This window comes from Terrabacter lapilli, from assembly GCF_039531305.1.
GTDB classification, from domain to species: Bacteria; Actinomycetota; Actinomycetes; order Actinomycetales; family Dermatophilaceae; genus Terrabacter; species Terrabacter lapilli.
The window spans coordinates 123,261-149,504 of the sequence record NZ_BAAAPU010000012.1 but is presented as its reverse complement, the minus strand read 5'-3'; the positions used below and the strand labels follow the sequence as shown (position 1 = coordinate 149,504).

Genomic DNA, 26,244 nt, shown 5'->3' with positions numbered 1-26,244 from the left:
GAACCCGGGCACCTAGACCAGAGCCTGCGCAGGCACCGGTCCTACCGTCAATGAAACAAGTAGCCGCCGAGAGAGCACCGATTCGCAGCGGCAGAGTTAGCATCACGGCCATGGTGCGCAGGTGGGCCACGGCCGTCGTCGCGGTGACAGCGGTTCTGCTGATCGCCGGCACCTTCGCGTACCGGTACACGTACGGCTCATGGTGGCAATCTCCGCAACGCATCCCCTACTGCGGTCGGACCTTCTTGCCCGGCACGCCCGACCTGAGCCTTGCGGAGATCCGTCAACGTGCGAGCCGAACCGGTCTGTCGGGCGGCGCCCCGGACCCGCTCATCAGCATTGGCAAGACTCCACCGGTCGTCGGCGCGGACATGCTGGCAGCCGTCACCTCTGAGGCCCAACGACAACAGCTTGGGATCCCGTGCACCATGGCGCTCTACCTCAAGACCGGTGATGACCGCTACACGGCGTACGGGCTTAGCGGCGGGCCGTGACTCGATGCGCGGCAACTGACGCCGTGATGATCGCTTATGCCGCCGATCGATCGAGTGGATGTCATGCAGGTCGTCAACACCTCGGTGGCCCGAGGCCGAGCCGCCTGACACCATCACTCCCGTGACTGAAGCACCGCCAGCCGGGATAGCCGAGTGCATCTTCTGCGCCATAGCGGCGAAGAAGGCAGAAGCCAGCGTGGTCTACGAAGACGAGACCGTCGTCGCGTTCATGGATCTGAACCCAGTCACGCCGGGGCACCTTCTCGTCGTGCCACGCGAACATGCAGTCGGCCTGGCCGACGTCGATGCAGCAACCAGCGCTCACGTGTGGTCTGTCGGTCACCAGATGGCGCGAGCCCTGCGGCGCTCGAGCCTGCGCTGCGATGGGATCAACGCCTTCCTCGCCGACGGCGAAGTCGCAGGCCAGGAGGTGTTCCACTTCCACCTGCACGTGATTCCTCGCTACGCGGGAGACGGCTTCTCGATGACTGCTGACTGGAAGCAGCGAGAGCGTGCCTTGCTCGACGACGATGCGGAAGAGATCAAGGAAGCTCTCGCGCGTGGACTGGGTCGCGACTGAACGTCCGGAACTGCCGCTGTAAGTACGGCACGCCTCATCGTGAGGCCATGCCGATTCACTAGAGCCGCTACGTTGCCGCCATGAACTGACCGGCGCTCTGCCAGCGAAGCGGTTGACCGCGACCTTCTCGCTAGCCATTGCACTCGCAGGCCTGACCCTGACGGCATGCGTGCGCTCGCCCACTACGGATGGGCAGCTTGCAGCGGGTGGCGATGCCGGCCAGAGCCTGCTCGAGGACGGCCCGACGTTCTCGCAGCGGGCGTCCACGAAGATCCTCAGTGCCGGCCGCGAGCACGTCGAAGACGACGAGCTGTGCGGGGCGTCGGGCGGCGACCGAGCGGATCCGCCGGCCGGCGGTCATCCGGGCCTGCAGCCCCTCGAAGTCGAGCCGGCCCGCAGCCGGGTCCCACGCGATGACCTCGCCATCCAGCACCAGGTCGTCGGGCAGCCGCCAATTCAGGGCCGGCGTGAGGTCGGGGAACAGGGGCGTGAGGTTGGTGCCGTTGCGGGAGAAGATCTTCCCGCGGCCCACGAGCGCGCGGTAGCCGTCCCACTTCGGCTCCCAGACCAGGTCCTTCACGCCGGAGGGGGTGAGGTCATCGACGGTCCGCGCGAGGGCGACCGGTGCCTGGAGCGACACGACAGCCATGGCGATCACCTTGCACCACCGGCCCCTCGTCGGTGAGGCTGAGGCGGCTACCAACCTGAATCCGGCGTTGGCAGGAGCCTGCGACCGCGACCACGACCGACCCCTAAAGGGGGATCGGGTCGCGGTCGGGATCGTCCTCTGTGTCGCGCGGGTAGTAGATCTTGGAATCTCGTGGGCCGCGCTCTACGCGTAGTTCGTTCCTCGCCTCGAGATCATTGAGGCGATCCCTCTTGGTTCCGGTGTTACCTCTCACAAGAAGCATCAGCTCGGATTGCGTGAGCCCCGGGTTTTGAGCCACCACGCCGAGGATGCGCAGGTCGAGATCGTCGCCCCCTGCGAGACTGGCTTTCGATTCCGATTCTGCTTCTTCTCCCGGCGGCTCAAGGGCAACGACAAGTGAGCCAGAACCCGCCTCATGTACGGCAAGCGACGTGACGTTGGCCCGGGCGATCAGTGGTGTCCGGCCCTTGCCGACTGCGTGCCGGCCCACCCCACCGGGGCGGTCCTTGACCAGCCGCAGAGTGAACTCACCCCGCCCGCCTTCCACGAGGCGCTGTGAGGCCTCGACCGTGTAGGCGGCCCCTGAGATCGCCGCGAGCTTGGCCTGGGCCCCGACCGGGAACCGGCCGCGGCCCTCGCGCGACTTGGTGACGTGATCGATCAGGGCCACCGCGGCTCCGGTCTTCTGGGCAAGATCCCGAGGGACGGTGCGCATCCACCGGGCCACGTTGTCGTTGTCCGTGGACTTGAAGCCGAAGAGGTCCAGCGCCTCAGTGACGCCGTCGATGACGGCCAGCGAGAACGGCCGCTCGAGCAGCTGTAGCCACATCGTCTTGTCCCGCTGTCCGGAGAGATCGGTCTCGGGTCGGACGTAGGTGAACCGTTTGTGGATGTGCTTCGGCTTGGCCCCCAATGCGAGGAGCCGGCGCAGAATCGACACCTCGTCGGACTCGAAGTCGACATAGAGCACCTCCTTGCCCTCGGCCAGCGCCTCGACGCAGGCCCACTGCAGCAGCAGGGACTTGCCCGACTCCGGTTCCCCGAAGAACGTGTGCACCATGCCTGGGTAAAGCAGCCCGGCCCCGTCCGTCCGCAGCATCAGCGATGCCTGCAGCGGCTCCACCGGGCCGTGGACGAGGTGAGAGAGTTCCCGTGGCGCCCAGCTGGAGAGCTCCTGCGACAGCGCGTCCTGACGACGCGCGGCCTCCGTGGCAGACGGGACAGCAGCGACCTGTACAGCGCTGTCTTGGCCCTCGTCTTCCACGCCCCGGAACAGCGAGTCAGGCCCAGCCAGCCCCGCCAGGCCTGCCCCTCGAGGATCGCTTGTGGCCGCTGCGTCTTCATTAATGACGCGCGAAGCATCTTTTCGGGCCGCCTCCGGCAGCTGAGCCAGGACAAGAGCCGCATGAAGATCACTCGGGAGGTAAGGGAGCGTCCCTGCGGGGTCCCATCTCCCGAGGCTGCCATGGGTGCCGAGCCGGGCTGTGTCCGGGAGAACGAGCACTTCGCCATCGCACAGGACCTCAAGCTCACCCTCCAAGGGCCCATAGTCGCCGCTCGACAAAGGCTTGCCATCCTCCAGCGCCATCAGGTAATTGGCCTGACCCCGGCCAGCTCCCACCAACACCGACCCTGTTGCCATGACGGTGAGCATGTCTATCGACGGCACTCCCACTTCGCTCTCGATGGAGCGGAAGGCCACTGCACCGGAACGGGCTAGATCTAGAGCGATACGAGCGTCCGGCCACCTGCGGAACCACTTCCGAACCTTGCTTGCCTTCCGGCTCGAGCGCTTGCCCCAGTTCGGCCCGAGCAGGGAGGCGGGGTCGCCAGACTCGGCCGCGACCGGAACGACATGCCATCCAGCCTGCGCGTACCAGACGGCGGCATCCTCCGCCGAGCCCGTCAGCCGACGCGGCAACGACAAGGCGCCGGAGGCGGTCATAGCGCCACGCCCTTGTTCAGCAACGCGAACAGCCGTGCCTCGCCCCCCTCGGGCAGGTCGTCTCGAGGCTGCGTGGTGCGTAGAGTCCCGGGCGGCCTCGGCTGATGGGCGGTCATGCTTGCTCCCAGCCCTGCTCAGCCTCTGCGTGTCGCTTCGCGATCCAGGCATCCACGTCGGCACGCGCGTACAGGACATGCCTGCCGACCTTTAGTCCAAAGGGGCCGTAGCCGACGTGTCGCCAGTAACGGACGGTCTCGGGGTTCGTGCGGAGGAGCGCTGCGAGCTCGGCGGTGGTCAGGTACGGGCTCCCCGGCGTCTCGGGGCAGCCATCGTTGGCACTCGGTTTCATGCGTTGAACGATCGATGGCCGGGTGTCAGGATGGAAGAGCCCCGTTCCCGCTTTGGAAGGCACAGCATGCCGAGGACGAACCGAGGGAGCATCTTCGCCGAGCGCTACGTGGCTTGGCACGTGGAAGCTGAGCTCGCTCGACGAGGGTGGTCCTACCGTGAACTGGCCGACCGCATGACCGCGGCCGGCGCGCCGGCGAACCAGTCCTCCATCCACAAGATGCTCAGGCAGGAACCTCCGCGCCGGATCAGGGTGAACGAGCTCGCCGCCCTTGCCGAGATCTTCGACGTTCCCATGCAGGAACTCGCCCAGTCGGTTGACCGTAGTCTCAGCGAGGAGGCCAACCGACTGTTGGCGGACCTGTACGCCGCGGCGACGCCGTACCGGGAAGCGGCGGCGAAGCTCAGCCGTACCATCAGACTGCTCGCTGTGGCGGTGGCGGCCAGCGATGAATTCACCATGAAACTCATGGATGCCATGGCGCGCCAAGAGGCGTCGATGGCCCTCTTGATGGACATCGCCCACGAGGCCGAGGAGCGGATGTATGCCCAAGCGGAGGCCGACGCTGAGGCGCATCGCCTACCTAGGTTCGTGCGGCGGTACCACGAACTGAGACGAAGGGCCGAGCCGGAAGACGGGAGCGACGATGGCCAGCATCGCGAAGAGGACTGACGGCCGTTGGCGGGCCCGGTACCGGGACGCCGCCGGCAAGGAGCACGCCCGCCACTTCACGCGCAAGACGGACGCTCAAAGGTGGCTTGACGAGGTCACCGCGTCGGTTCTCACTGGACAGTACGTGGACCCGCGGGCCGGCAAGGTGACGTTCAGCGCCTTCTACGAGGCATGGTCATCGCGTCAGGTGTGGGTGCCTTCGACCCGATGCAACGCCGACCACGCGGCCGCGACGGTCCCCTTCGCGGGCGTCCCGCTGAAGGCGATCCGGCGGTCCCACATCGAGGCATGGGTGAAGGCACTCAGCGCCGACCTGGCGGCCTCGACGATCAAGACCAGGTTCGTCATCGTCAGGTCGGTGTTCCGGGCGGCGGTCGCCGACAAGGTGATCGCGGCCGACCCGTGCGAGGGTGTCGTGTTGCCGCGGCGCCGCAAGGCCGAGGCGGCGATGCGGGTGCCTACTGTCGAGGAGGTGGGGCGCCTGCTCCGGGCCGCCGACGAACGCTTCACGGCATACGTGGCACTGTGCGCGTTCGCCGGGCTGCGGATGGGGGAGGCGGCTGGGGTCCAGGTGGGCGATGTCGACTTCCTCCGGCGTCAACTAACGGTCTCCCGACAACTCCAGCGGGATGGGCGCGAGGTCGCGGTCCGGGCGCCGAAGTACGGCAGTGAGCGCGTGGTCTACCTGCCCGACGAGCTCGTGACGATGCTGGCGGAGCACGTTCGGCAGCACACTCCAGAGGGTGCGCCCGACCGGTGGCTGTTCACGGCCTACGGCAAACCGCTGCACGACAACGCGGTGACGTTCCGGTGGCGCCAGACACGCAAGGTGGCCGGCTGCCCAAGCGTGCGGATGCACGACCTCCGACACTTCTACGCGTCAGGCCTGATCGCGGCGGGGTGCGACGTGGTCACGGTGCAGCGGGCGCTCGGACACGCGACGGCTACGACCACGCTCGGGACGTACGCGCACCTGTGGCCATCGGCCGAGGATCGGACCCGGTCCGCAGCCTCCGGTCTGGCGGCCGCGGCCCTTGCGGACTCCGTGCGGACGGCCGCTGCCGAGTAGGCCGCTGACCTGCACAGACTCAGAAGTTCAGAAGTACCAGGGGAAGGGCGACCAGTCGGGGTCGCGCTTCTCGAGGAACTGGTCGCGGCCCTCGACCGCCTCGTCGGTCATGTAGGCCAGCCGGGTCGCCTCGCCGGCGAAGACCTGCTGGCCCATCAGGCCGTCGTCGGTGAGGTTGAAGGCGAACTTCAGCATGCGCTGCGCCTGCGGGCTCTTGCCCATGATCTCGGTCGCGACCTGCAGCGCCTCCTTCTCGAGATCGGCGTGGTCGGCGACGAGATTGACGGCGCCCATGCGGTGCATGTCCTCGGCCGAGTAGGTGCGCCCGAGGAAGAAGATCTCGCGAGCGAACTTCTGGCCGACCATCTTGGCGAGGTAGGCACTGCCGTAGCCCGCGTCGAAGCTGCCCACGTCGGCATCGGTCTGCTTGAACCGGGCGTGCTCGCGGCTGGCGATGGTGAGGTCGCAGACGACGTGCAGGGAGTGGCCGCCGCCTGCTGCCCAGCCGGGGACCACCGCGATGACGACCTTGGGCATCGTGCGGATGAGGCGCTGGACCTCGAGGATGTGGAGGCGCCCACCCTGCGCCCTGACCCGCGCCTGGTCGACGGTGTCGGCCGTCTCGCCCTCGGCGTACTGGTAGCCGGAGCGGCCGCGGATGCGCTGGTCGCCCCCGGAGCAGAAGGCCCACTTGCCGTCCTTGGCGCTCGGGCCGTTGCCCGTGATGAGCACGACGCCGACGTCGGGCGTCATCCGGGCGTGGTCGAGCGCGCGGTAGAGCTCGTCGACGGTGTGCGGGCGGAAGGCGTTGAGCACCTCGGGCCGGTCGAAGGCGATGCGCACGACGCCTGACTCGGCGTGCGGCCGGCCGGCCACGGGGCGACGCCGGTGGTAGGTGATGTCGGTGAGCTCGAAGCCCTCGACGGGCGCCCACTCGCTCGGGTCGAAGATCTCGGAAACGGCGTTCTGGGTCGGCTCGCTGCTCACGAACCGACCCTATCCGCGCCCATCGACGGCGTTAGGGTCGGCCGTATGCCGATCCCTCCCTACGTCGCCCACCTGCGCACCATGGTCGGTCGCGAGCTGTTGTGGATGCCCGGCGTGACGGCAGTCGTCCTGCGTCAGGGCTCGGACGGCGCGGGCGAGGTCCTGCTGGTTCGGCGCTCGGACAACGGCGCCTGGACGCCGGTGACGGGCATCGTCGACCCGGGGGAGGAGCCGCACGTCACCGCGGTCCGCGAGGTCCAGGAGGAGGCGTGCGTCGTTGCCGAGGTCGAGCGGCTCGTGTGGGTCTCGACCACGCGGGTCGTGACCTACCCCAACGGTGACCGCGCGCAGTACGTCGACCACACCTTCCGCTGCCGCTGGCTGTCGGGAGAGCCACGCCCCGGCGACGACGAGTCGACGGAAGCCGGCTGGTTCCCGCTCGACGGGCTGCCCCCCATGGCGCAGTGGCACCGCGACCGCATCATGGTCGCCGCCGACAACCCGGCAGACGTGCGTCTGGGGGCTGCCTCGGAGGCGTGAGCCGTGGCGGGGTGACATCTGTCAGGGGCAGGTGCTGACGAAGGACCGGGGCTTCGTCGGTCGGCCCTGCCTACCGTCGAGGGAGGAGGGGCCGCCCGGTCCCGGAACCAGGAGACGCCCCGTGTTCTCGCCACGCAACCTCATCATCGCCGGGGTGGCGCTCGTCGCCATCGCGCTCGGACCCGCTGGTCACGGACTCTGGTGGCTCGTCGGCTTCCTCTGGCTGCTGCCGCGGGTCGTTCGTCACGGCGGAGCTTGCTGTTCGGGGGGTGCAGGGCGTGCCGACGACGCGCCGCAGGAAGGCGGGATCTCGGCGCCGGATCCCACCCGGGACCAGCACGACGCCTTCCCCTCCCGGCCCTGACACGGGCCACGCTCCCGCCCCGACCGCACCGGCCGTGGGGGTCGGTGAGCGGTCGGGGAGCGGTCGGTGAGAATGAGGCCATGACGACGCTGCCGGCTGTCGAGGAGCTGCTCGAGCGGGCGCACGTGGTCGCGCTGCCGATGCGGGTCCGTTTCCGGGGCGTCGACGTGCGCGAGGCCCTGCTGCTCGAGGGCCCCTCCGGCTGGGGCGAGTTCAGTCCCTTCCTCGAGTACGCCGACGTCGAGTCGTCGCGCTGGCTCGCTGCCGCGGTCGAGAGCGCGTATGCCGTGTGGTCGGCGCCCGTGCGCGACGCCGTCCCGGTCAACGCCACCGTTCCGGCGGTCGGCCCCGACCGCGTGCCCGAGGTCCTCGCGCGCTTCGACGGCTGCACCACGGCCAAGGTCAAGGTCGCCGAGCGGGGCCAGACGCTGGACGACGACGTCGACCGGGTCGCCGCGGTCCGGTCGGCGATGGGGCCGTCGGCGCGGATCAGGGTCGACGCCAACGGCGGCTGGGACGTCGGGAGGGCCACGGAGGCGCTGAGGAGGCTCACGGCGTACGACCTCGAATACGCCGAGCAGCCGTGCGCGGGCGTGGAGGAGCTCGTCGAGCTGCGGACAGCCCTGGCGCGCAACGGGATCGATGTCGCCATCGCCGCGGACGAGTCGATCCGCAAGGTGGAGGACCCCCTGCGGGTCGCACGGCTCGGGGCCGCGGACGTGGTGGTCGTGAAGGTCGCCCCTCTGGGTGGGGTGTCGGCCGCTCTCGAGATCGTGGAGGCGTGCGGGCTGCCTGCCGTCGTGTCGTCGGCCCTCGACACCAGTGTCGGCATCGCAGCCGGGGTGGCCCTGGCCGCGGCCCTGCCGAGCCTCGAGTTCGCCTGTGGTCTGGGCACGGTCGGCCTCTTCGAACGCGACGTGGCAGCGACGCCCTGGCGTCCGGCCGGTGGCATGCTGTCGAGGGGGCGCGCCGTGCCCGATGCGCGAGCGCTCGCCGACCTGGCGGCACCCTCGGATCGGCAGCAGTGGTGGCGTGAGCGGCTCGTGCGCTGCCACGCCGTCCTGGCGGAAGGTGCGCCCGGATGATCACGGCCTGCCTCAACGGGGACCGCACCCGCCGGCAGCACCACGCGGTGCCCCAGACGCCGGACGAGCTCGCCCGGGCGGCACGGGAGTCGGTGGAGGCCGGTGCGTGGATGGTGCACGTGCATCCCCGAGATTCCAGCGGTCTCGAGACGCTCGAGGCGCGGCACGTCGTCGCGGCTGTGGCAGCCATTCGTGCGGCCTCGCCCGGCGTGCTGGTGAGCGCGACGACGCGGGACGGGATCGTGGACGGCGCCGCGGCCAAGCTCGACTGTGTCTCGGGGTGGCCGCCGCCCCGGCTCGGCGGGCCCGACTGCGCCAGCGTCAACTGGCACGAGGAGGGCGCCCAGGAGGTTGCAACGGCTCTGGCCGACAAGGGGATTGCCGTGGAGGCCGGTGTCTGGAGTCCGCATGCGGCGCGTGAGTTCGTCGATGGCGACTGGCCCGCGCGGGTGGAGCGCGTGCTCGTCGAGGCGATCCCGGGCGCCACTCCGGGCGAGGACGGTCCGCGGGCGGTTCAGGGCATTCTCGAGGCTCTCGGGGAGCTGCCCGTGCCGCTGCTCGTCCACGGCGAGCAGGACTGGGCCTGGCCGGTGCTGCGATGGGCGATGGCTGCCGGCCATGACGTGCGCATCGGTCTCGAGGACACCTGCCACCTGCCCGACGGGCAGCAGGCCCGCGACAACGCCGAGCTCGTCTCCGCGGCGGGACACCTGCGCCGCCTTGCTGAGTGAGGTGCAGGGCGCACTCGGCCAGGACCGGGTCCTCACTCCAGTGGAAGGGAGTGATCCTCCGAGTGGTCTGCGGAGACCGCCTGCTGGGCCAGCTCGCGCAGCCACGCCGCCTCGGTGCGCCGGTCTGCTCGGGAGACCCGGACCTCGAGCACCCGTGTCCCTGAGTGAGATTCGGCAAGCGCCTGCGCCAGCCGGCTGAGGTCGTCGACGCGTTCGTATGCCGTGTGGTGCGCCGCGCACAGCGCCGCCAGATCGGTGCCGTGCGGGGTCGCGAACACCCGCTCGAAGGCGTCGGCGTAGCGGCTCCCGCCCTGCTCCAGGGTGGTGAAGATGGCGCCGCCGTCGTCGTTGAGCACCACGATGGTGAGGTTCGGTCGCGGCTCCGCGGGACCGATGAGCAGGCCGTTGGTGTCGTGCAGGAACGTCAGGTCACCCAGGTAGGCGATGGTGCGAGCCGCACGGGGACGGCCGAGGGCGATGCCGACCGCGGTCGAGACCATTCCGTCGATGCCGGCCAGACCGCGGTTGCCGACGACGAAGCGGTGCTGGAGCGGCGGCCAGGGCGCGGCCATGACGTCGAGGTCGCGGACCGGGTTCGACGACCCGACCACGAGGGTCGTGTCGGCGGCAACGGCTGCTCCGACGACCGCGGCCACGGCCAGTGGCGAGGGGCTGCCAGCATCCGGCGTCTGCGACGGATCGCCCTGCGCCGCAGTCAGGCCGGCGTCGATGAGGTCGGACAGGCGCTGGTCGGCGGCCTGCCACCGGTCGAACCACGCCCGGTCGTCGGGTCCCTCGACACGGGGCACGACGTCGAGCACGCGCGCCACGCGGCCCGGGTCGGTCGCCACGCCGCCGCGTCCCCGGACCGACAGCACCTCCAGGGCTGGGTCGCTGATGAGACCGGTGACGGGCCGAGACAGGGTCGGATGGCCGATCACGACGACGCGCTCGACCTCGTCACGCAGACCGGTCGTGAGCAGCAGCCGACCGGTGCGCAGCGCCTGGCGGCCGATGCGCGCTCCGGACGTCGGCTCCGCGATGAGCGGCCAGCCTGCGGCCTCGGCGAGCAACCGCGCTGCAGGGCCCGCGTCGTCCCCGGCGACCACGACGGTGCGCGGGCCGAGGGGGAGCAGCTCGCCGCCCGACGGGATCGTCACCGAGGGCCGGACCCCCGCATCACCCCCCGGCTGCAACTGCGCCGTGGCGCGGTCTCGCCCGGTCTCGGGGTCGGATCCCGCCTGCAACTGCGCCATGGCGAGGTTTCCGTCAGGGCGCTGCCACCAGTCCTCGGGCGTCGGTCCGGAGGGCAGCAGGTCTCCGTCGAGCTGCACGTTGAGCTGCGTCGGTCCGGACGCCGAACAGGCCTGCCACACAGTCTCGCTCAGATCGTCGGCAGCGATCGCGGCCGTCAGGTCGTGGCACGGCGCGAAGGTGCCGAAGATCCCCGCCTGCTCAGTCGTCTGGTTCGCGCCCGTGCCGCGCAGCCGGTCGGGACGGTCCGCACTGACGACGACGACGCGCCGTCCCGTGTGGTGCGCCTCCATGACGGCCGGCAGCAGGTTGCCGACGGCAGTGCCCGACGTCGTGACCACGGCCACGGGTCGCCGGGACCCCGTCGCGAGCCCCAGCGCCAGGAAACCGGCGGAGCGCTCGTCGACGCGCACGTGCAGGCGCAGGTCGCCGGCGCGGTCAGCGGCGTCGAGCGCAAGGGCGAAGGGAGCCGACCGCGAGCCCGGCGAGAGCACGACGTCACGCACGCCCCCGAGCCACAGCTGCTGCAGCACGCCGAGGGCGAGCTCGCTCGCGGACCTGTCGGCCGTCATCGCCGCCATCCGGGGCCGCCGTCAGTCGCTCGCCAGCGCGTCGCGCATCGGCACGAGCTTGGCGTCGGACTCGGCCACCTCGGACTCGGGGTCCGACCCGGCGACGATGCCGCACCCGGCATACAGCGTGATCTGCGAGGAGTCGTGGGGGTCGAGCGCCCCGCTGCGCAGGGCGATGCCCCACGCGCCGTCGCCATGAGCGTCCATCCAGCCGACCGGGCCGGCATAGCGCCCACGGTCCATGTGCTCGAGCTCGCCGATGAGCTCGACGGCCCGCGCGGTCGGTGTCCCGCCCACCGCGGCCGAGGGGTGCAGCGCCGCTGCCAGCGTGAGCGACGAGGCGTCGTCGACGCTCACGGCCGCGACGTCGGTGGCGAGGTGCATGACGTTGGGCAGGTGCAGCACGAACGGCGCCTCGGGCACGTTCATCGAGGAGGAGTGGGGGGCCAGGGCCTCCGCGACCGAGCGGACGGCGTACTCGTGCTCCTCGAGGTCCTTCGACGAACGCGCGAGCGAGGCGGCCAGGGTGAGGTCCTTGGCGTCGTCTCCGGTGCGGCGGATCGTGCCGGCGAGCACCCGCGAGGTGATCAGGCCCTTGTCGCGGCGCACGAGCAGCTCCGGCGTGGCGCCGACGAGGCCGGCCACGGAGAAGACCCAGGTGTTCTCGTAGCGCTCGGCGAGGCGTCGCAGCAGCCAGCGGGGGTCGATCGGTGCTGACGACGTCGCCACGAGGTCACGGGCGAGGACGACCTTGTCGACCTCGCCGGCGGCGATGCGCTGCACGGCCTCGGCGACCGCGTGGGCGTAGTCGGCGGGGGAGACAGCGCCGTCGGCGAAGGCGACATCCAGAGGAGGCTCGGGATCCGTTGCGACAGAGGGCGCCTCGAGCAGCGACAGCTGCGGCTCCAGCGACACGGTGGTCAGCCACGTCTGCCCGTCGCGACGCCCCACGATCGTCGACGGCACGACGAGGCGGGCCTGCTCGGCCGAGTCGGAGGCGAAGGGGAACGAACCGAAGCAGACGAGGCCGCTGCCCGCGAGCCGCACGTCGTCGCGCACGACCGCACGGCTGCACAGCTCGCGCCACCAGCGCTCCGCCTCGCGGAACCGGTCCTCGCCGGCCGCCTCGAACGTCAGCGCCGCTCCCCAGCCGACGAGTCCCTCGCCGCGGCGAACCCACGAGAGCAGCTCGTCGTGCGGCAGCCCCGACGGCAGGTAGGTCAGCAGGGGCGCGTCGGCCGGGATCGGCACCGTGCGGACGACGACCGATGGGGCCGCTGCGGGCGAGGCCGCGTCGGGGGCTGGGAGCGTGGACATCGACTGCAACTCTACGGCGGAGCCCCGCCCGCCCCGGCCGTGGTCGCGCGTGGTGCGAGGATGAGCGCATGAGCCGTGCGCAGCTGGACAAGAAGCCGGTCGACGTCGCGTCGATGTTCGACACCGTCGCCGAGAAGTACGACGTGACCAACGACGTGCTCTCGCTCGGCCAGGACCGCCTGTGGCGCCGGGCCGTCGTCAAGGCCGTCGACGCCAAGCCGGGGGAGCGCATCCTCGACATCGCCGCGGGCACCGGAACCTCCAGCGAGCCGTGGGCCGACCAGGAGATCGAGGTCGTGCCGGCCGACTTCTCGCTCGGCATGCTCCGGGTCGGTCGCCGTCGCCGTCCCGACATGGCGTTCACCGCCGCGGACGCGATGAGCCTGCCCTTCGCCGACGAGAGCTTCGACGTCGTGACCATGAGCTTCGGCCTGCGCAACGTCGCCGATCCCGCCACGGCGCTGCGCGAGTTCCTCCGCGTCACCAAGCCGGGCGGCCGCCTGCTGGTCTGCGAGTTCAGCCAGCCGGTCAACAAGGTGTTCCGCACCGTCTACACGAACTACCTCATGCGCGCGCTGCCGCCCGTGGCGCGCCGCACGTCGAGCAACCCCGAGTCCTACGTCTACCTCGCCGAGTCGATCCGGGCGTGGCCCCCGCAGGGCGAGCTCGCCGGCATCATCGAGGCGGCCGGCTGGCAGCAGGTCGGCTGGACCAACCTCACCGGCGGGATCGTCGCGCTGCACCACGGCACGAAGCGCTGACCCCTCCCGGAGCGTCGGGGCGTATGCCGTCCGCTGCGGGAGGCGCGTCAGAAGTGGCCTCTCGACGGGGCGGGGGCGGCAAGTCGTGGCCTCTCGACGTGGCGGGGGCGGCAAGACGTGGCCTCTCGACGGGGCAGGGGCGGCAAGACGTGGCCTCTCGACGGGGCGGCTGTGCAGGGTTAGGTATGCCTTATCTGACATGGGCAGATCGCGGGAATACACTTCCCGGAGAGTTCGTGAAGATCTTCACAAGCGGTTCGGAAGCGTGCAGGGAGACATGTCCAGTTCGAGCGTCGCGCCCAGCCCCTCACGGGGTGGCGATGCACCCGTCGAGCGGGCCGACGTCATCGTCGTCGGTGCCGGTCCCGGTGGCAGCGCGACAGCCGCGTACCTCGCCGACCACGGTCTCGACGTCGTGCTCCTGGAGAAGTCGGCCTTTCCCCGCGACAAGATCTGCGGCGACGGCCTGACCCCGCGCGCCACCAAGGAGCTCATCTCCCTCGGCATCGACACGAGCGGCTGGCAGCGCACCAAGGGCCTGCGCATCAAGGGCGGCGGCCACACCCTGCAGCTCGACTGGCCCGAGTCCGACGCGTTCCCCGGCTACGGCATGGTGCGCACCCGCGCGCAGCTCGACGAGGCGCTCGCCCGGCACGCCGAGCGCAAGGGCGCGCTGCTCCAGGAGCGCACCAGCGTCACCGCGCCCGTCCGTGACTCCTCCGGCCGGGTCGCCGGCGTCACGGCCAAGCGCCTCGACGAGGCGGGCCGTGCCACGGGTGAGACCGTCACCTACCGCGCCCCCGTCGTCGTCGCGAGCGACGGCGTCTCGAGCCGCCTCGCGACCGCCGTGGGCCGCCCCAAGCGCGAGGACCGCGTCATGGGCGTGGCCGTCCGCGCGTACTACACGACGCCCAAACGCGACGACTACCTCGAAAGCCACCTCGAGCTGTGGACCCGCGACGACGCCGGCAACCGCATCCTCATGCCCGGCTATGGCTGGCTCTTCCCGCTCGAGGACGGCCGCACCAACGTCGGCCTCGGCACCCTCGACACCACCTCGGCCTTCCAGAAGACCGACTACAAGGACGTCATGCGCCGGTGGGTCGAGGACATCAACCCCGAGTGGCAGCTCGACCACGACGAGTCCGCCGGCCCCATCCGCGGCGCCGCCCTGCCGATGGGCTTCAACCGCACCCCGCTGTATGCCGACGGCCTCCTCCTCGTCGGCGACTCCGGCGGCATGGTCAACCCGTTCAACGGCGAGGGCATCGACTACGCCCTCGAGGCCGCCCGCGTCGGTGCCGAGCTCGTCGCGCAGGCGATGGCCCGCCCGAGCGACGCCGAGCGCGAGAGGGTGCTCGCGGCATACCCGAAGGTCATGAAGGACGAGCTCGGCGGCTACTTCACGCTGGGCCGCTGGTTCGCCCACGCCATCGGCAACCCCGAGGTCATGCGCCTGGCCACGAAGTACGGCCTGCCCCGGACCCGGCTCATGCCGGTCCTGCTCAAGATCATGGCCAATCTCGCCGATCCGACGAGCAGGAACGCGACGGACCGGCTCATCACGACCCTCTCCCGGCTGGCGCCGAGCGCATGACGACCCCGCCTGCCGACCGGCTTGTGACGCCGAGCACAATCGTCCCCGGCGCCCCTAGGATGGGTGCGCTGCGCACCTGCGCCCCTGCTTCGCACGTCAAGCACGACCGAAAGGCACGCGACCTCGGATGAACTCCTACGTCCCGATCCTGTTCATGCTGGGGCTCGGCTTCGCGTTCGCCGCGCTGTCGGTCTTCACCTCGCTCGTCGTCGGCCCGAAGCGCTACAACCGCGCCAAGCTCGAGGCCTACGAGTGCGGCATCCAGCCGACGCCCCAGGCGGCCGGCGGAGGGCGCGTGCCGATCAAGTACTACCTGACGGCGATGCTCTTCATCATCTTCGACATCGAGTCGGTCTTCCTCTATCCGTTCGCAGTGGCCTTCAACAAGCTCGGCCTCTTCGCGCTGGTCGAGATGGTCCTGTTCATCCTCACGGTCTTCGTCGCGTACGCCTACGTCTGGCGCCGCGGCGGCCTGGAGTGGGACTGATCCCGCAGGCCGCGCCGCGTGAAGCGGTACGCGTCCACCGGGTCCGTCAGGAAAGTTAAGGAGTAAGCAATGGGTCTCGAAGAGAAGCTCCCGTCCGGGTTCCTGCTCTCGACCGTCGAGGGCCTGGCCGGCTACATGCGCAAGGCCTCGATCTGGCCCGCGACCTTCGGCCTGGCCTGCTGCGCCATCGAGATGATGGCCGTGGGCACCCCCGACTACGACATCGCCCGCTTCGGCATGGAGCGCTTCTCGGCGACGCCGCGCCAGGCCGACCTGATGATCGTGGCCGGCCGCGTCAGCCAGAAGATGGCCCCGGTCGTGCGCCAGGTCTACGACCAGATGCCCAACCCCAAGTGGGTCATCGCGATGGGCGTCTGCGCGAGCTCGGGCGGCATGTTCAACAACTACGCGATCGTGCAGGGCGTCGACCACATCGTCCCGGTCGACATCTACCTGCCCGGCTGCCCGCCGCGCCCGCAGATGCTGCTCAACGCGATCATCGAGCTGCACCACCAGATCGAGACCTCGCCGCTCGGCGTCAACCGGGTCGAGGCCGCCAAGGCCGCCGAGGTGGCCGCGCTCTCCGCGACGCCGACGCACCAGATGAAGGGCCTGCTGGCATGAGCGACGCCGACAAGAAGGACGGCGCGCCCGCGGTGAACGCCGACACCACCAAGACCCAGAGCTCGGGCCTGACGCCGCACGAGGTGCAGATCCGCCAGGACGCCGCCGCCGGCTCGGAGCCCGAGGTCGTCGGTGTCCGCCGCGGCATGTTCGGCGTCACGCAGGGCGGCGACACCTCCGGCTACTCGCGCCTGCAGCGCCCGATCCTCATCGCCGGAGCGGCCTCACGCCCCTACGGCGGCTACTTCGACGAGATCGCCGACAACCTCGAGCGGGGCCTCGTCGGCGGCACCGCCTCCTACGCCGAGGCCGTCGAGCGTGTCGTCGTCGACCGTGGCGAGATGACGATCCGCGTCCGCCGCCAGCACCTGCCGGCCGTGGCCCGGGTGCTGCGCGACGACCCGTCGCTGCGCTTCGAGATCTGCACGGGCGTCTCCGGGGTGCACTACCCCGACCGCACCGGCGAGGAGCTGCACGCGGTCTACCACCTCCTGTCGATCACCCACGGCGGCAGGCGCGTCCGCCTCGAGGTCACGTGCCCCGACGACGACCGCCACATCCCGTCGATCGTCTCGATCTACCCGGCCAACGACTGGCACGAGCGCGAGACGTGGGACATGTTCGGCATCGAGTTCGACGGCCACCCGGCCCTGACCCGAATCCTCATGCCCGACGACTGGCCGGGCCACCCGCAGCGGAAGGACTACCCCCTCGGCGGCATCCCCGTCGAGTACAAGGGGGCCACGGTCCCGCCGCCGGACCAGCGGAGGTCGTACAACTGATGAGCACCCACACCGACCCGACCCACACCGAGCCGATCCACACCGAGTTCACGCAGACTGAGGTGCCCGAGCGCGGCGCCAACGACATCTACGCGACGTCGACCGCCGACGAGCAGGCAAGCGAGGGCGCCCACGTCTTCAACGCCTCCGGCGGCGACTGGAACGACCTCGTCGACGAGGCGACCTCGCTCGGCGAGGAGCGCATCGTCGTCAACATGGGTCCCCAGCACCCGTCGACGCACGGCGTGCTGCGCCTCATCCTCGAGATCGACGGCGAGACGGTCACCGAGGCCCGCGCGGGCATCGGCTACCTCCACACCGGCATCGAGAAGAACATGGAGTACCGCAGCTGGGTGCAGGGCGTCACGTTCTGCACGCGCATGGACTACCTCACCCCGATGTTCCAGGAGGCTGCCTACTGCCTCGCCATCGAGAAGCTGCTCGGCATCACGGACCAGATCCCCGAGCGCGCGAGCGTCATCCGCGTGCTCATGATGGAGATGACCCGCATCAGCAGCCACATGGTCTGCCTCGGCACCGGTGGCATGGAGATGGGCGCCACGACCGTGATGACGGTCGCGTTCCGTGAGCGTGAGCGCCTGCTCCGCGTGATCGAGATGATCACCGGGCTGCGCATGAACAACGCCTACATCCGCCCCGGCGGCGTCGCCCAGGACCTCCCGCCCGGCTCCATCGACGCGCTGCGCGAGATGGTCCCCGAGATCCGCCGCGGCCTCGGCGAGCTCGAGGCGCTGCTCAACGAGAACCCCGTCCTCAAGGGCCGCACCGTCGACGTGGGCGTGCTCGACCTCGCCGGCTGCATGGCCCTGGGCATCACCGGCCCGGTCCTGCGCTCGACCGGCCTGCCGCACGACCTGCGCAAGCTCGACCCGTACTGCGGCTACGAGACGTACGACTTCGACGTCATCACCCGCACGAGCCAGGACGCCTACGGCCGGCTGCGCATCCGCATCGACGAGATGTACGAGTCGCTGAAGATCATCGAGCAGGCCACCGACCGCCTCCAGGCGAGCGAGGGCGAGCACGCCAGCGTCATGGTCCAGGACAAGAAGATCGCGTGGCCGGCGCAGCTCGCGCTGGGCAGCGACGGCCTCGGCAACAGCCTCGACCACATCCGCGAGATCATGGGCAGCTCGATGGAGTCGCTCATCCACCACTTCAAGCTCGTCACCGAGGGCTTCCGGGTCCCGCCGGGCCAGGTGTACCAGGCGGTCGAGTCCGCCAAGGGCGAGCTCGGCTGCCACCTCGTGTCCGACGGCGGCACGCGCCCCTACCGCGCGCACTTCCGCGACCCGAGCTTCAACAACCTGCAGGCCGTGGCCGCCATGTGCGAAGGCAGCCAGATCGCCGACGTCATCGTCGCCGTGGCCTCGATCGACCCCGTCATGGGAGGTGTGGACCGATGAGCGCTGGCCATGACGCCTCGGGCTTCCTGCACGTCAGCCCCGAGTCGAAGGCGCCGTATGCCGCCGACGTCCTCGAGCGGCTGCACGCGGACGCCGCCGAGGTCATCGCCCGCTACCCCCAGAAGCGCTCGGCGCTGCTGCCGCTGCTGCACCTCGTGCAGTCGGTCGACGGCTACGTGACCGGTAGGGGAGTGGCCTTCTGCGCCGAGGTCCTCGACCTCACCGAGGCCGAGGTCAGCGGTGTCGCGACCTTCTACACCCAGTACAAGCGCCACCCCAACGGCGACTACACCGTCGGGGTCTGCACCAACACGCTCTGCGCGATCATGGGCGGTGACCTGATCTTCGACCGCGTCTCCGAGCACCTGGGCATCGGCCACGACGAGACGACCGAGGACGGCCGGATCACCCTCGAGCGCATCGAGTGCAACGCCGCGTGCGACTACGCGCCCGTCGTCATGGCCAACTGGGAGTTCTTCGACAACCAGACGCCCGAGAGCACCATCGGCCTCGTCGAGGACCTGCGCGCCGGCAAGGACGTCGCGCCGACGCGCGGCGCGGCGAAGGTGTGCACCTTCAAGGAGGTCTCGCGGGTGCTCGCCGGCTTCGAGGACGGCCGCGCCGACGAGGGCGTGGGCGCCGGACCGGCCTCGCTCCTCGGCCTGCGCATCGCCAACGAGCACGGCTGGACCGCCCCGGGCGCGCAGGGCGCCGGCGGCAGCAACGGCTCGCGCGCTCCACGAGCGGCCCAGGCCGACGGGAAGGACGGATCGAAGTGACCGACACCCTGACCCCGATCCTCACGAAGTTCTGGGACGACCCGCAGTCCTGGACCCTCGCGACGTACGAGCGCCACGACGGCTACAAGGCCCTGACCAAGGCGCTCGAGATGGAGCCGCAGGCGATCATCGACGCCGTCAAGGACTCCAGCATCCGCGGCCGCGGCGGCGCCGGCTTCCCGACCGGCATGAAGTGGTCGTTCATGAGCCCGCCCGACGGCGGCCCGCGCTACCTCGTCGTCAACGCCGACGAGTCCGAGCCGGGCACGTGCAAGGACGTCCCGCTCATGATGGCCAACCCGCACGCGCTCATCGAGGGCGTCATCATCTCCTCGTACGCCATCGGCTGCGAGCACGCGTTCATCTACCTGCGCGGCGAGGTCGTCCACGTCTACCGCCGCCTGCTGCGCGCGGTCGAGGAGGCCCGCGCTGCGGGCTACCTCGGCACGAACGTCGGCGGCAAGGGCGTCACGGTCGACATCACGGTCCACGCCGGTGCCGGCGCCTACATCTGCGGCGAGGAGACGGCGCTGCTCGACTCGCTCGAGGGCCGACGCGGCCAGCCGCGCCTCAAGCCGCCGTTCCCCGGCGCAGCAGGCCTCTACGCCCGGCCCACCTCGGTCAACAACGTCGAGTCCATCGCCTCGGTGCCCGGGATCATCCTCGAGGGTGCCGACTGGTTCAAGGGCATGGGCACCGAGAAGTCCACGGGCTTCGGCATCTTCAGCCTCTCCGGCCACGTCGCCCACCCCGGCCAGTTCGAGGCGCCGCTCGGCATCACGATGCGCGAGCTCATCGACCTCGCCGGCGGCATGCGCGGCGGACGCCGGCTGAAGTTCTGGACGCCGGGTGGCTCGTCCACGCCGATCTTCACCGAGGAGCACCTCGACGTGCCGCTCGACTTCGACTCGGTCGCCGCGGCCGGCTCGATGCTGGGCACGCGCGCGCTGCAGGTCTTCGACGAGACGGTCTCGGTCGTGCGCGCAGTCGCCCGCTGGACCGACTTCTACGCCCACGAGTCCTGTGGCAAGTGCACCCCGTGCCGTGAGGGCACCTGGTGGCTGCGCCAGATCATGAACCGCATCGAGAACGGCCAGGGCACGCAGGACGACATCGACAAGCTCGTCGACATCTGCGACAACATCCTCGGCCGCAGCTTCTGCGCCCTCGGTGACGCGGCGACCAGCCCGATCACCTCGGCCGTCCAGTACTTCCGCGAGGAGTTCGAGGCGGGCATGCACACGCCGGCCCACGAGCTGTTCCCGCCGGAGAAGTCGGTCCTCTTCCCTGTCCCGACACAGGCCCAGACCAAGGAGTCCAGCGGGATGGTGTCCGCATGACCGTCACGAGCTCCCCGTCCGCGGGTGGCAACGCCGTCGACAAGGGCGGCAACGCCCAGATCCCGGCGAACCCCGACCACGTCCGGCTGACGATCGACGGCGTGCCCGTCAGCGTGCCCAAGGGCACGCTCGTCATCCGGGCCGCGGAGGAGGTCGGGATCGAGATCCCGCGCTTCTGTGACCACCCGCTGCTCGACCCGGTCGGCGCGTGCCGCCAGTGCCTCGTCGACGTCGCGATGCCCGACCGCGAGGGCAACGTCCGGCCGATGCCCAAGCCGCAGGCCTCCTGCACGATGACCGTGTCCGAGGGCATGGTCGTCAACACGCAGAACACGTCCAAGGTCGCCGACAAGGCGCAGCAGGGCGTCATGGAGCTGCTGCTCATCAACCACCCGCTCGACTGCCCGGTCTGCGACAAGGGCGGCGAGTGCCCGCTGCAGAACCAGGCGATGAGCGCCGGGCGCCCCGTGTCCCGCTTCGAGGACGTCAAGCGCACCTACCCCAAGCCCATCAACATCTCCTCGCAGGTGCTGCTCGACCGGGAGCGCTGCGTGCTCTGCGCCCGGTGCACCCGCTTCTCCGACCAGGTCGCCGGCGACCCGTTCATCGCGCTCGTCGAGCGCGGTGCGCTCCAGCAGATCGGCATCTACGAGGACAAGCCGTTCGAGAGCTACTTCTCGGGCAACACCGTCCAGATCTGCCCGGTCGGCGCGCTCACCGGCGCCGCCTACCGCTTCCGCAGCCGTCCCTTCGACCTCGTGTCGACGCCGTCCATCTGCGAGCACTGCGCGAGCGGCTGCGCCATGCGCACCGACCACCGCCGCGGTGTCGTGCTGCGTCGCCTCGCCGACGAGGACCCGGCCGTCAACGAGGAGTGGAACTGCGACAAGGGCCGCTGGGCGTTCACCTACGCCACGCAGCCCGACCGCATCGACCTCCCGATGGTCCGCGGCGCCGACGGCGAGCTCCAGGTCGTCGGCTGGCCCGAGGCCCTGGCTGCTGCGGCTGCCGGGCTCTCCCGTGCCAAGGCGTCCGGCGTGCTCGTGGGCGGCCGCGTGTCCGCCGAGGACGCGTACGCGTACGGCAAGTTCGCGCGCGTCGTGCTCGGCACCAACGACGTCGACTTCCGGGCCCGCCCGCACTCGGCCGAGGAGGTCGCCTTCCTCGCCCAGCACGTCGCGGCCACGGGGCCCGAGGGCGGCGCGGTCACCTACGCCGACCTCGAGACGGCGCCCGCCGTCCTGCTCGTCGGCTTCGAGCCCGAGGACGAGAGCCCGATCGTCTTCCTGCGCCTGCGCAAGGCCTTCCGCAAGAACAAGACCGCCGTGTATGCCGTCGCCTCCCACGTGACGCGCGGCCTCGGCAAGCTCGGCGGCACCCTCATCCCGACGGTCCCCGGCCACGAGGGCCCGGCCCTGACGGACCTCGCGTCCACGCCGGTCGGCGCCGCAGCCCGCGACGCCCTCGCCGCCGGTGGGATCGTCCTCGTCGGTGAGCGTCTCGCCACCTCGCCCGGTGCGCTGAGCGCCGCGGCCGACCTCGCCGCCGCCACCGGTGCCCGCCTCGCGTGGGTGCCGCGCCGGGCGGGGGAGCGGGGCGCCCTCGAGACCGGTGCGCTCGGTGCGCTCCTGCCCGGTGGCCGTCCCGTGTCCGATGCCGCGGCCCGTGCCGAGGTCGCCCGCCTGTGGGACGTCGACCAGGTGCCGGCCACGCCGGCCCGCGACACCGCCGGCATCGTCGCCGCTGCGGCGTCGGGTGAGATCGAGGCCCTCGTCGTCGGCGGGGTCGACCCGTCCGATCTGGGAGACCCGGCTGCCGCCGCCGCCCTCGAGAAGGCGTTCGTCGTGTCCCTCGAGCTGCGCGAGTCGCCCGTCACCGCCGTCGCCGACGTCGTGCTCCCGGTGGCCTCGCAGGCCGAGAAGACCGGCACCTACGTCAACTGGGAGGGCCGCGTCCGCGCCTTCGAGGAGGCGCTCGACAGCAACAAGGTCAGCGACCACCGCGCCCTCGACATGCTCGCGAACGAGATGGGCGTCTTCCTCGAGACGCGCACCCAGCGCGAGATCCACGCGCAGTTCGAGGCGCTCGGCCCCTGGGCCGGCGCCCGCGCCACCGGCGCCCCCGCCGGACACCGTGCCGCGGCAGCCCCCGCCGGTGAGGGCGGCTACGTCCTCGCCACGTGGCCCACGCTGCTCGACGCCGGCCGGATGCAGGACGGCGAGCCGTTCCTCGCCGGCACCGCACCGCTGCCGGTCGCCCGCCTGTCGGTGTCCTCGGCCGCCGAGCTCGGCGTCGCCGAGGGCGACGACGTGACGGTCACCGGCCCCGCCGGCCACGTCACGCTGCCCGCGGTCGTCACCGAGGGCATGGTCGACGGCGTCGTCTGGCTGCCGACCAACTCGCGACTCTGCTCCGTCCGCACCGGCCTCGGCACCGATGCCGGGGGCCGCGTCCACGTCACGAAGGGTGGTGCGGCATGAGCCTCGCCGCGACCGCATACGGGCTGGCGGCGACGCTGCCCACGACGCTCCCCACGACCGAGAACCCCTCGGCCGACTTCAGCGACACCCCCTGGTGGCTCGCGCTGATCAAGGCCCTCGGCATCTTCGTCTACCTGCTCGTGTCGACGCTGCTCGTCATCTGGTTCGAGCGCCGCGTCATCGGCCGCATGCAGCAGCGCCCCGGGCCCAACCGCAACGGTCCCTTCGGCCTGCTCCAGACCCTGGCCGACGGCATGAAGTCGATGCTCAAGGAAGACATCACGCCGGCCAACGCCGAGAAGGTCATCTACACCGTCGCGCCGCTCATCGCCGCGACGATGGCCTTCGTGTCGTTCGCCATCATCCCGGTCGGCGGCACGGTGTGGATGTTCGGTCACCACACGCCGCTGCAGGTCACCGACGTGCCCGTCGCCGTGCTGCTCGTCCTGGCCGTCGCCTCGGTCGGTGTCTACGGCATCATCCTCGCCGGCTGGAGCTCCGGCTCGACCTACCCGCTGCTCGGTGGCCTGCGCTCGACCGCCCAGGTCATCAGCTACGAGATCGCCATGGGCCTCTCGCTCGTCGCGATCTTCCTCTACAGCGGGTCGATGTCGACCTCGGCGATCGTCTCGGCGCAGAGCTCGCTCTGGTACATCCTGCCGGCGTTCTTCAGCTTCGCCGTCTACGTCGTCACCATGGTCGGCGAGACCAACCGTCTGCCGTTCGACCTCGCCGAGGGTGAGGGCGAGCTGACCGGTGGCTTCCACACCGAGTACTCCTCGATGCGCTTCGCGATGTTCTTCCTCGGCGAGTACGTCAACATGTTCACCGTCTCGGCCCTGGCCACCACCTTGTTCCTGGGTGGCTGGCAGGCGCCGCCGCTGGTCTCGGCCATCAACGACAACATGTTCGGCGGCGGCTGGTGGGGCCTGCTCTGGTTCACCGCCAAGCTGTGGTCCTTCATGTTCGTCTTCGTCTGGCTCCGCGGCTCGCTGCCGCGCGTGCGCTACGACCAGTTCATGCGCTTCGGCTGGAAGTTCCTCATCCCGATCACGCTCGCCTGGGTCGTCGCCGTCGCCTTCATCCGCGGCGCGCAGCTCGGCTTCCTCGGTGACAGCAAGCTGACCTTCGCCGGCCGGGAGCTGTCCGTGGCCACCGTCGTCATCGTCAGCATCGTGGCCGTCATCGCCCTGGCCGCGGCCTGGATCTGGGACGACCGCCGGGCGGCCCGCGCCGCCGCCGAGGACGAGGCCCCGCCGGAGGAGATCGACCCGTTCGCGGGTGGCTACCCCGTGCCGCCGCTGCCCGGGCAGCGCCTCGCCGAGCCCACCCCGCGCCTGGCCGCGGCCCGCCAGCCGGTGCTGACCGGCAGCACGACCGGCTCGACCAGCTCGAGCACCGCCAAGGAGGAGGACCATGGCTGACGACACCGTCGGCAAGGACGTGTCGCCCCGGAGCCCCGCCGACCGGCCGGGCTCGGAGGTGGGCACGCCGCGCGAGCAGCGATCCGGCACGGACGAGCGCAGCAAGGGCTTCCTGTCCGAGCTCTTCGCACCGGTCGCCGGCTTCGGGGTGTCGTTCTCCACGATGTTCCGCAAGGTCGCGACCGAGGAGTACCCCGAGAAGCCGCGCCCCACCGCGCCGCGCTTCCACGGGCGCCACCAGCTCAACCGTCACCCCGACGGTCTCGAGAAGTGCGTCGGCTGCGAGCTGTGCGCCTGGGCCTGTCCCGCCGACGCGATCCTCGTCGAGGGCGCCGACAACGACGACACCCCCGGTGGCGCCGGCCGGTTCAGCCCCGGTGAGCGCTACGGCCGCGTCTACCAGATCAACTACCTGCGCTGCATCTTCTGCGGCCTGTGCATCGAGGCGTGCCCGACCCGCGCCCTGACGATGACCAACTTCTACGAGCTCGCCGACAACGACCGCGGCAAGCTGATCTTCACCAAGGACCAGCTGCTGGCGCCGCTGCAGGGCGGCATGCTCCCGCCGCCGTTCCCGATGGCCGACGGCATGGAGGAGCGCGACTACTACCAGGGCAAGGTCACCGGTGCGACCGACTCGCAGAAGGCGTACGTCGACGCCCGCGATGCGGGCAAGGACGACGAGGACCTCGACGCCCTGGACGACGACGGCAGCGGCGCCCCCTCGGTGACCGGTGACGCCGGCCGGCCGGGCAACGCAGGGGCCGCGGTGCCCGGGGCGCACGACCTCGTGCACTCGACGAACCCCACCGCAGCACAGACCAGGGAAGGGGCCAACCCGTGACCTCCACCGCCGAAGCCGTCGGCTTCTGGCTGCTCGCCCCGGTCGCGGTCATCGCCGCCCTGGGCCTGCTCTTCGCCAAGAAGGCCGTCCACGCAGCCATGGCCACGGCCGTCGTCATGGTGATCCTCGGGATCTTCTACATCATGCAGAAGGCCGACTTCCTCGGCATCGTGCAGGTGTTCGTCTACACCGGCGCCGTGATGATGCTCTTCCTCTTCGTCCTCATGCTCGTCGGCGTCGACTCCTCCGACTCGATCGTCGAGACGATCCGGGGCCAGCGCTGGGCCTCGTTCCTGCTCGTCATCGGCCTCGCCGGGCTGCTCATCTTCTCCATCGGCCAGGTCGTCCTCGACCAGCAGAGCGTCCAGGCCGGCATGGACAAGCTCGTGGCCAGCAACGCCGAGACGGGCAACGTCACCGGGATCGCCGAGCTGGTCTTCGGCCAGTACGTCTGGATCTTCGAGATCACCTCCGCGCTGCTCATCACCGCCGCCCTCGGCGCGATGGTCCTCGCGCACCGCGAGCGGCTGTCGCCGCGGGTCACCCAGGCCGAGTGGGCCGCCCGCCGCGTCCGCGAGAACAAGAACGTCGCGGGCCTGCCCGCCCCCGGTGTCTACGCCCGCCACAACGCGGTCGACACCCCGGCGCTGCTGCCCGACGGCACGCCGAGCGACCTGTCCGTCTCGCGCGTCCTCGTGGCCCGCGACCAGGTTGCGACCGCCGACGGCTTCAAGGACGTCGAGCGCCACATCGAGCGAGAGATCGAGGAGGGTCGGTCCAAGTGAGCCCGATGCACTACGTCTACCTCGCGGTGCTGCTCTTCGCGATCGGCACGGCCGCCGTGCTGACGCGACGCAACGCGATCATCGTCTTCATGGGCGTGGAGCTGATGCTCAACGCGACGAACCTCGCCTTCGTCACTTTCTCCCGGATGCACGGCGCCCTCGACGGGCAGGTCATGGCCCTGTTCGTCATGGTCGTCGCAGCCGCGGAGGTCGTCGTGGGCCTCGCCATCATCATGGCGATCTTCCGCGCCCGCCGCTCGGCCTCGGTCGACGACGCCAACCTGCTGAAGCTGTAAGGAGCGCCGC

At 70.6% G+C, this 26,244-nt stretch carries 27 protein-coding genes and 1 pseudogene; 22 read left to right on the top strand and 6 right to left on the bottom strand.

Features of this window, described 5'->3' with window-relative positions:
- The first annotated feature begins 110 nt into the window (after positions 1-110).
- Complete coding sequence (locus ABD241_RS20600; RefSeq protein WP_344067371.1) at positions 111-494, top strand: hypothetical protein; 384 nt, start codon at positions 111-113, stop codon at positions 492-494.
- A gap of 121 nt (positions 495-615) precedes the next feature.
- Positions 616-1,074, top strand: a complete 459-nt coding sequence (locus ABD241_RS20595) for an HIT family protein (protein WP_344067369.1) — start codon at positions 616-618, stop codon at positions 1,072-1,074.
- A gap of 130 nt (positions 1,075-1,204) precedes the next feature.
- Here the strand turns inward: ABD241_RS20595 and ABD241_RS20590 are convergent, their stop codons facing one another.
- From ABD241_RS20590 to ABD241_RS20580, 3 genes are all read right to left on the bottom strand, one after another.
- Positions 1,205-1,723: an ATP-dependent DNA ligase gene (locus ABD241_RS20590; RefSeq protein WP_344067367.1), complete on the bottom strand. Its 519-nt coding sequence runs from the start codon at positions 1,721-1,723 to the stop codon at positions 1,205-1,207.
- Positions 1,724-1,826: 103 nt separating this feature from the next.
- Entirely contained in the window at positions 1,827-3,668 is a 1,842-nt protein-coding gene (locus ABD241_RS20585) for an AAA family ATPase (protein ID WP_344067365.1), read from the bottom strand.
- Between the two features lie 112 nt (positions 3,669-3,780).
- Complete coding sequence (locus ABD241_RS20580; protein WP_344067362.1) at positions 3,781-4,017, bottom strand: helix-turn-helix domain-containing protein; 237 nt, start codon at positions 4,015-4,017, stop codon at positions 3,781-3,783.
- A gap of 30 nt (positions 4,018-4,047) precedes the next feature.
- Between ABD241_RS20580 and ABD241_RS20575 the strand changes: the two genes are divergently transcribed.
- The 3 genes and pseudogenes from ABD241_RS20575 to ABD241_RS20570 all read left to right on the top strand — a co-directional run bounded on the left by ABD241_RS20575 (position 4,048) and on the right by ABD241_RS20570 (position 5,758).
- On the top strand, positions 4,048-4,689 hold the full coding sequence (locus ABD241_RS20575; protein ID WP_425580855.1) for a DUF6471 domain-containing protein: 642 nt from the start codon (positions 4,048-4,050) through the stop codon (positions 4,687-4,689).
- A pseudogene (locus ABD241_RS20735) lies at positions 4,664-4,735 on the top strand (hypothetical protein); the annotation flags it as partial. The gene ABD241_RS20575 and the pseudogene ABD241_RS20735, both read left to right, overlap by 26 nt.
- Before the next feature lie 246 nt (positions 4,736-4,981).
- Positions 4,982-5,758, top strand: a complete 777-nt coding sequence (locus ABD241_RS20570; RefSeq protein WP_344067358.1) for a tyrosine-type recombinase/integrase — start codon at positions 4,982-4,984, stop codon at positions 5,756-5,758.
- 27 nt (positions 5,759-5,785) lie between these two features.
- Here ABD241_RS20570 and ABD241_RS20565 read toward each other — a convergent pair whose 3' ends face one another.
- Positions 5,786-6,745, bottom strand: coding sequence for a 1,4-dihydroxy-2-naphthoyl-CoA synthase (locus ABD241_RS20565; protein ID WP_344067356.1), 960 nt, complete (start codon positions 6,743-6,745; stop codon positions 5,786-5,788).
- 45 nt (positions 6,746-6,790) lie between these two features.
- Here ABD241_RS20565 and ABD241_RS20560 point away from each other — a divergent pair, with 45 nt between their 5' ends.
- The 4 genes from ABD241_RS20560 (at position 6,791) to ABD241_RS20545 (ending at position 9,465) form a co-directional block, all read left to right on the top strand.
- The gene (locus ABD241_RS20560; RefSeq protein WP_344067354.1) at positions 6,791-7,285 is read left to right on the top strand and encodes an NUDIX hydrolase; all 495 of its coding nucleotides are present in this window, start codon (positions 6,791-6,793) and stop codon (positions 7,283-7,285) included.
- A 121-nt stretch (positions 7,286-7,406) separates the two neighbouring features.
- A complete protein-coding gene (locus ABD241_RS20555; protein ID WP_344067352.1) occupies positions 7,407-7,649 on the top strand; it encodes a hypothetical protein in 243 nt (80 codons plus the stop codon).
- A gap of 80 nt (positions 7,650-7,729) precedes the next feature.
- Positions 7,730-8,734 (top strand): o-succinylbenzoate synthase, encoded by a 1,005-nt coding sequence (locus ABD241_RS20550; protein WP_344067350.1) that lies wholly within the window; start codon positions 7,730-7,732, stop codon positions 8,732-8,734.
- Positions 8,731-9,465, top strand: a complete 735-nt coding sequence (locus tag ABD241_RS20545) for a 3-keto-5-aminohexanoate cleavage protein (RefSeq protein ID WP_344067348.1) — start codon at positions 8,731-8,733, stop codon at positions 9,463-9,465. The genes ABD241_RS20550 and ABD241_RS20545 overlap by 4 nt, the downstream gene beginning before the upstream one ends.
- A gap of 32 nt (positions 9,466-9,497) precedes the next feature.
- On the opposite strand, the gene menD is transcribed toward ABD241_RS20545, so the two are convergent.
- Positions 9,498-11,291, bottom strand: a complete 1,794-nt coding sequence (menD, locus tag ABD241_RS20540; protein WP_344067346.1) for a 2-succinyl-5-enolpyruvyl-6-hydroxy-3-cyclohexene-1-carboxylic-acid synthase — start codon at positions 11,289-11,291, stop codon at positions 9,498-9,500.
- Between the two features lie 21 nt (positions 11,292-11,312).
- The gene (locus tag ABD241_RS20535) at positions 11,313-12,608 is read right to left on the bottom strand and encodes an isochorismate synthase (RefSeq protein WP_344067344.1); all 1,296 of its coding nucleotides are present in this window, start codon (positions 12,606-12,608) and stop codon (positions 11,313-11,315) included.
- 68 nt (positions 12,609-12,676) lie between these two features.
- On the opposite strand from ABD241_RS20535, the gene ABD241_RS20530 reads away from it, so the two are divergent.
- The 13 genes from ABD241_RS20530 to nuoK all read left to right on the top strand — a co-directional run bounded on the left by ABD241_RS20530 (position 12,677) and on the right by nuoK (position 26,234).
- Positions 12,677-13,369 carry a demethylmenaquinone methyltransferase gene (locus ABD241_RS20530; RefSeq protein ID WP_344067342.1) on the top strand — a complete coding sequence of 231 codons (693 nt, stop codon included), beginning with the start codon at positions 12,677-12,679 and terminating at the stop codon, positions 13,367-13,369.
- 277 nt (positions 13,370-13,646) lie between these two features.
- The gene (locus ABD241_RS20525) at positions 13,647-14,966 is read left to right on the top strand and encodes a geranylgeranyl reductase family protein (protein WP_344067340.1); all 1,320 of its coding nucleotides are present in this window, start codon (positions 13,647-13,649) and stop codon (positions 14,964-14,966) included.
- A gap of 127 nt (positions 14,967-15,093) precedes the next feature.
- Positions 15,094-15,453, top strand: coding sequence for an NADH-quinone oxidoreductase subunit A (locus ABD241_RS20520; RefSeq protein WP_020145018.1), 360 nt, complete (start codon positions 15,094-15,096; stop codon positions 15,451-15,453).
- Positions 15,454-15,522: 69 nt separating this feature from the next.
- Positions 15,523-16,077, top strand: a complete 555-nt coding sequence (locus tag ABD241_RS20515; protein WP_344067338.1) for a NuoB/complex I 20 kDa subunit family protein — start codon at positions 15,523-15,525, stop codon at positions 16,075-16,077.
- A complete protein-coding gene (locus ABD241_RS20510; protein ID WP_344067336.1) occupies positions 16,074-16,859 on the top strand; it encodes an NADH-quinone oxidoreductase subunit C in 786 nt (261 codons plus the stop codon). The genes ABD241_RS20515 and ABD241_RS20510 overlap by 4 nt, the downstream gene beginning before the upstream one ends.
- Entirely contained in the window at positions 16,859-18,286 is a 1,428-nt protein-coding gene (locus tag ABD241_RS20505) for an NADH-quinone oxidoreductase subunit D (RefSeq protein WP_344067334.1), read from the top strand. The genes ABD241_RS20510 and ABD241_RS20505 overlap by 1 nt, the downstream gene beginning before the upstream one ends.
- Positions 18,283-19,065, top strand: a complete 783-nt coding sequence (nuoE, locus tag ABD241_RS20500) for an NADH-quinone oxidoreductase subunit NuoE (protein ID WP_344067332.1) — start codon at positions 18,283-18,285, stop codon at positions 19,063-19,065. The genes ABD241_RS20505 and nuoE overlap by 4 nt, the downstream gene beginning before the upstream one ends.
- Positions 19,062-20,405, top strand: a complete 1,344-nt coding sequence (nuoF, locus tag ABD241_RS20495) for an NADH-quinone oxidoreductase subunit NuoF (RefSeq protein WP_344067330.1) — start codon at positions 19,062-19,064, stop codon at positions 20,403-20,405. The genes nuoE and nuoF overlap by 4 nt, the downstream gene beginning before the upstream one ends.
- A complete protein-coding gene (locus ABD241_RS20490; protein ID WP_344067328.1) occupies positions 20,402-22,885 on the top strand; it encodes an NADH-quinone oxidoreductase subunit G in 2,484 nt (827 codons plus the stop codon). The genes nuoF and ABD241_RS20490 overlap by 4 nt, the downstream gene beginning before the upstream one ends.
- Positions 22,882-24,309 carry an NADH-quinone oxidoreductase subunit NuoH gene (nuoH, locus tag ABD241_RS20485; RefSeq protein ID WP_344067326.1) on the top strand — a complete coding sequence of 476 codons (1,428 nt, stop codon included), beginning with the start codon at positions 22,882-22,884 and terminating at the stop codon, positions 24,307-24,309. The genes ABD241_RS20490 and nuoH overlap by 4 nt, the downstream gene beginning before the upstream one ends.
- On the top strand, positions 24,302-25,153 hold the full coding sequence (gene nuoI, locus ABD241_RS20480; protein WP_344067324.1) for an NADH-quinone oxidoreductase subunit NuoI: 852 nt from the start codon (positions 24,302-24,304) through the stop codon (positions 25,151-25,153). The genes nuoH and nuoI overlap by 8 nt, the downstream gene beginning before the upstream one ends.
- Positions 25,150-25,938 (top strand): NADH-quinone oxidoreductase subunit J, encoded by a 789-nt coding sequence (locus tag ABD241_RS20475; protein WP_344067322.1) that lies wholly within the window; start codon positions 25,150-25,152, stop codon positions 25,936-25,938. Before nuoI ends, ABD241_RS20475 begins: the two co-directional genes overlap by 4 nt.
- Positions 25,939-25,943: 5 nt before the next feature.
- A complete protein-coding gene (gene nuoK / locus ABD241_RS20470) occupies positions 25,944-26,234 on the top strand; it encodes an NADH-quinone oxidoreductase subunit NuoK (protein WP_425580858.1) in 291 nt (96 codons plus the stop codon).
- The last annotated feature ends 10 nt before the right edge of the window (positions 26,235-26,244 follow it).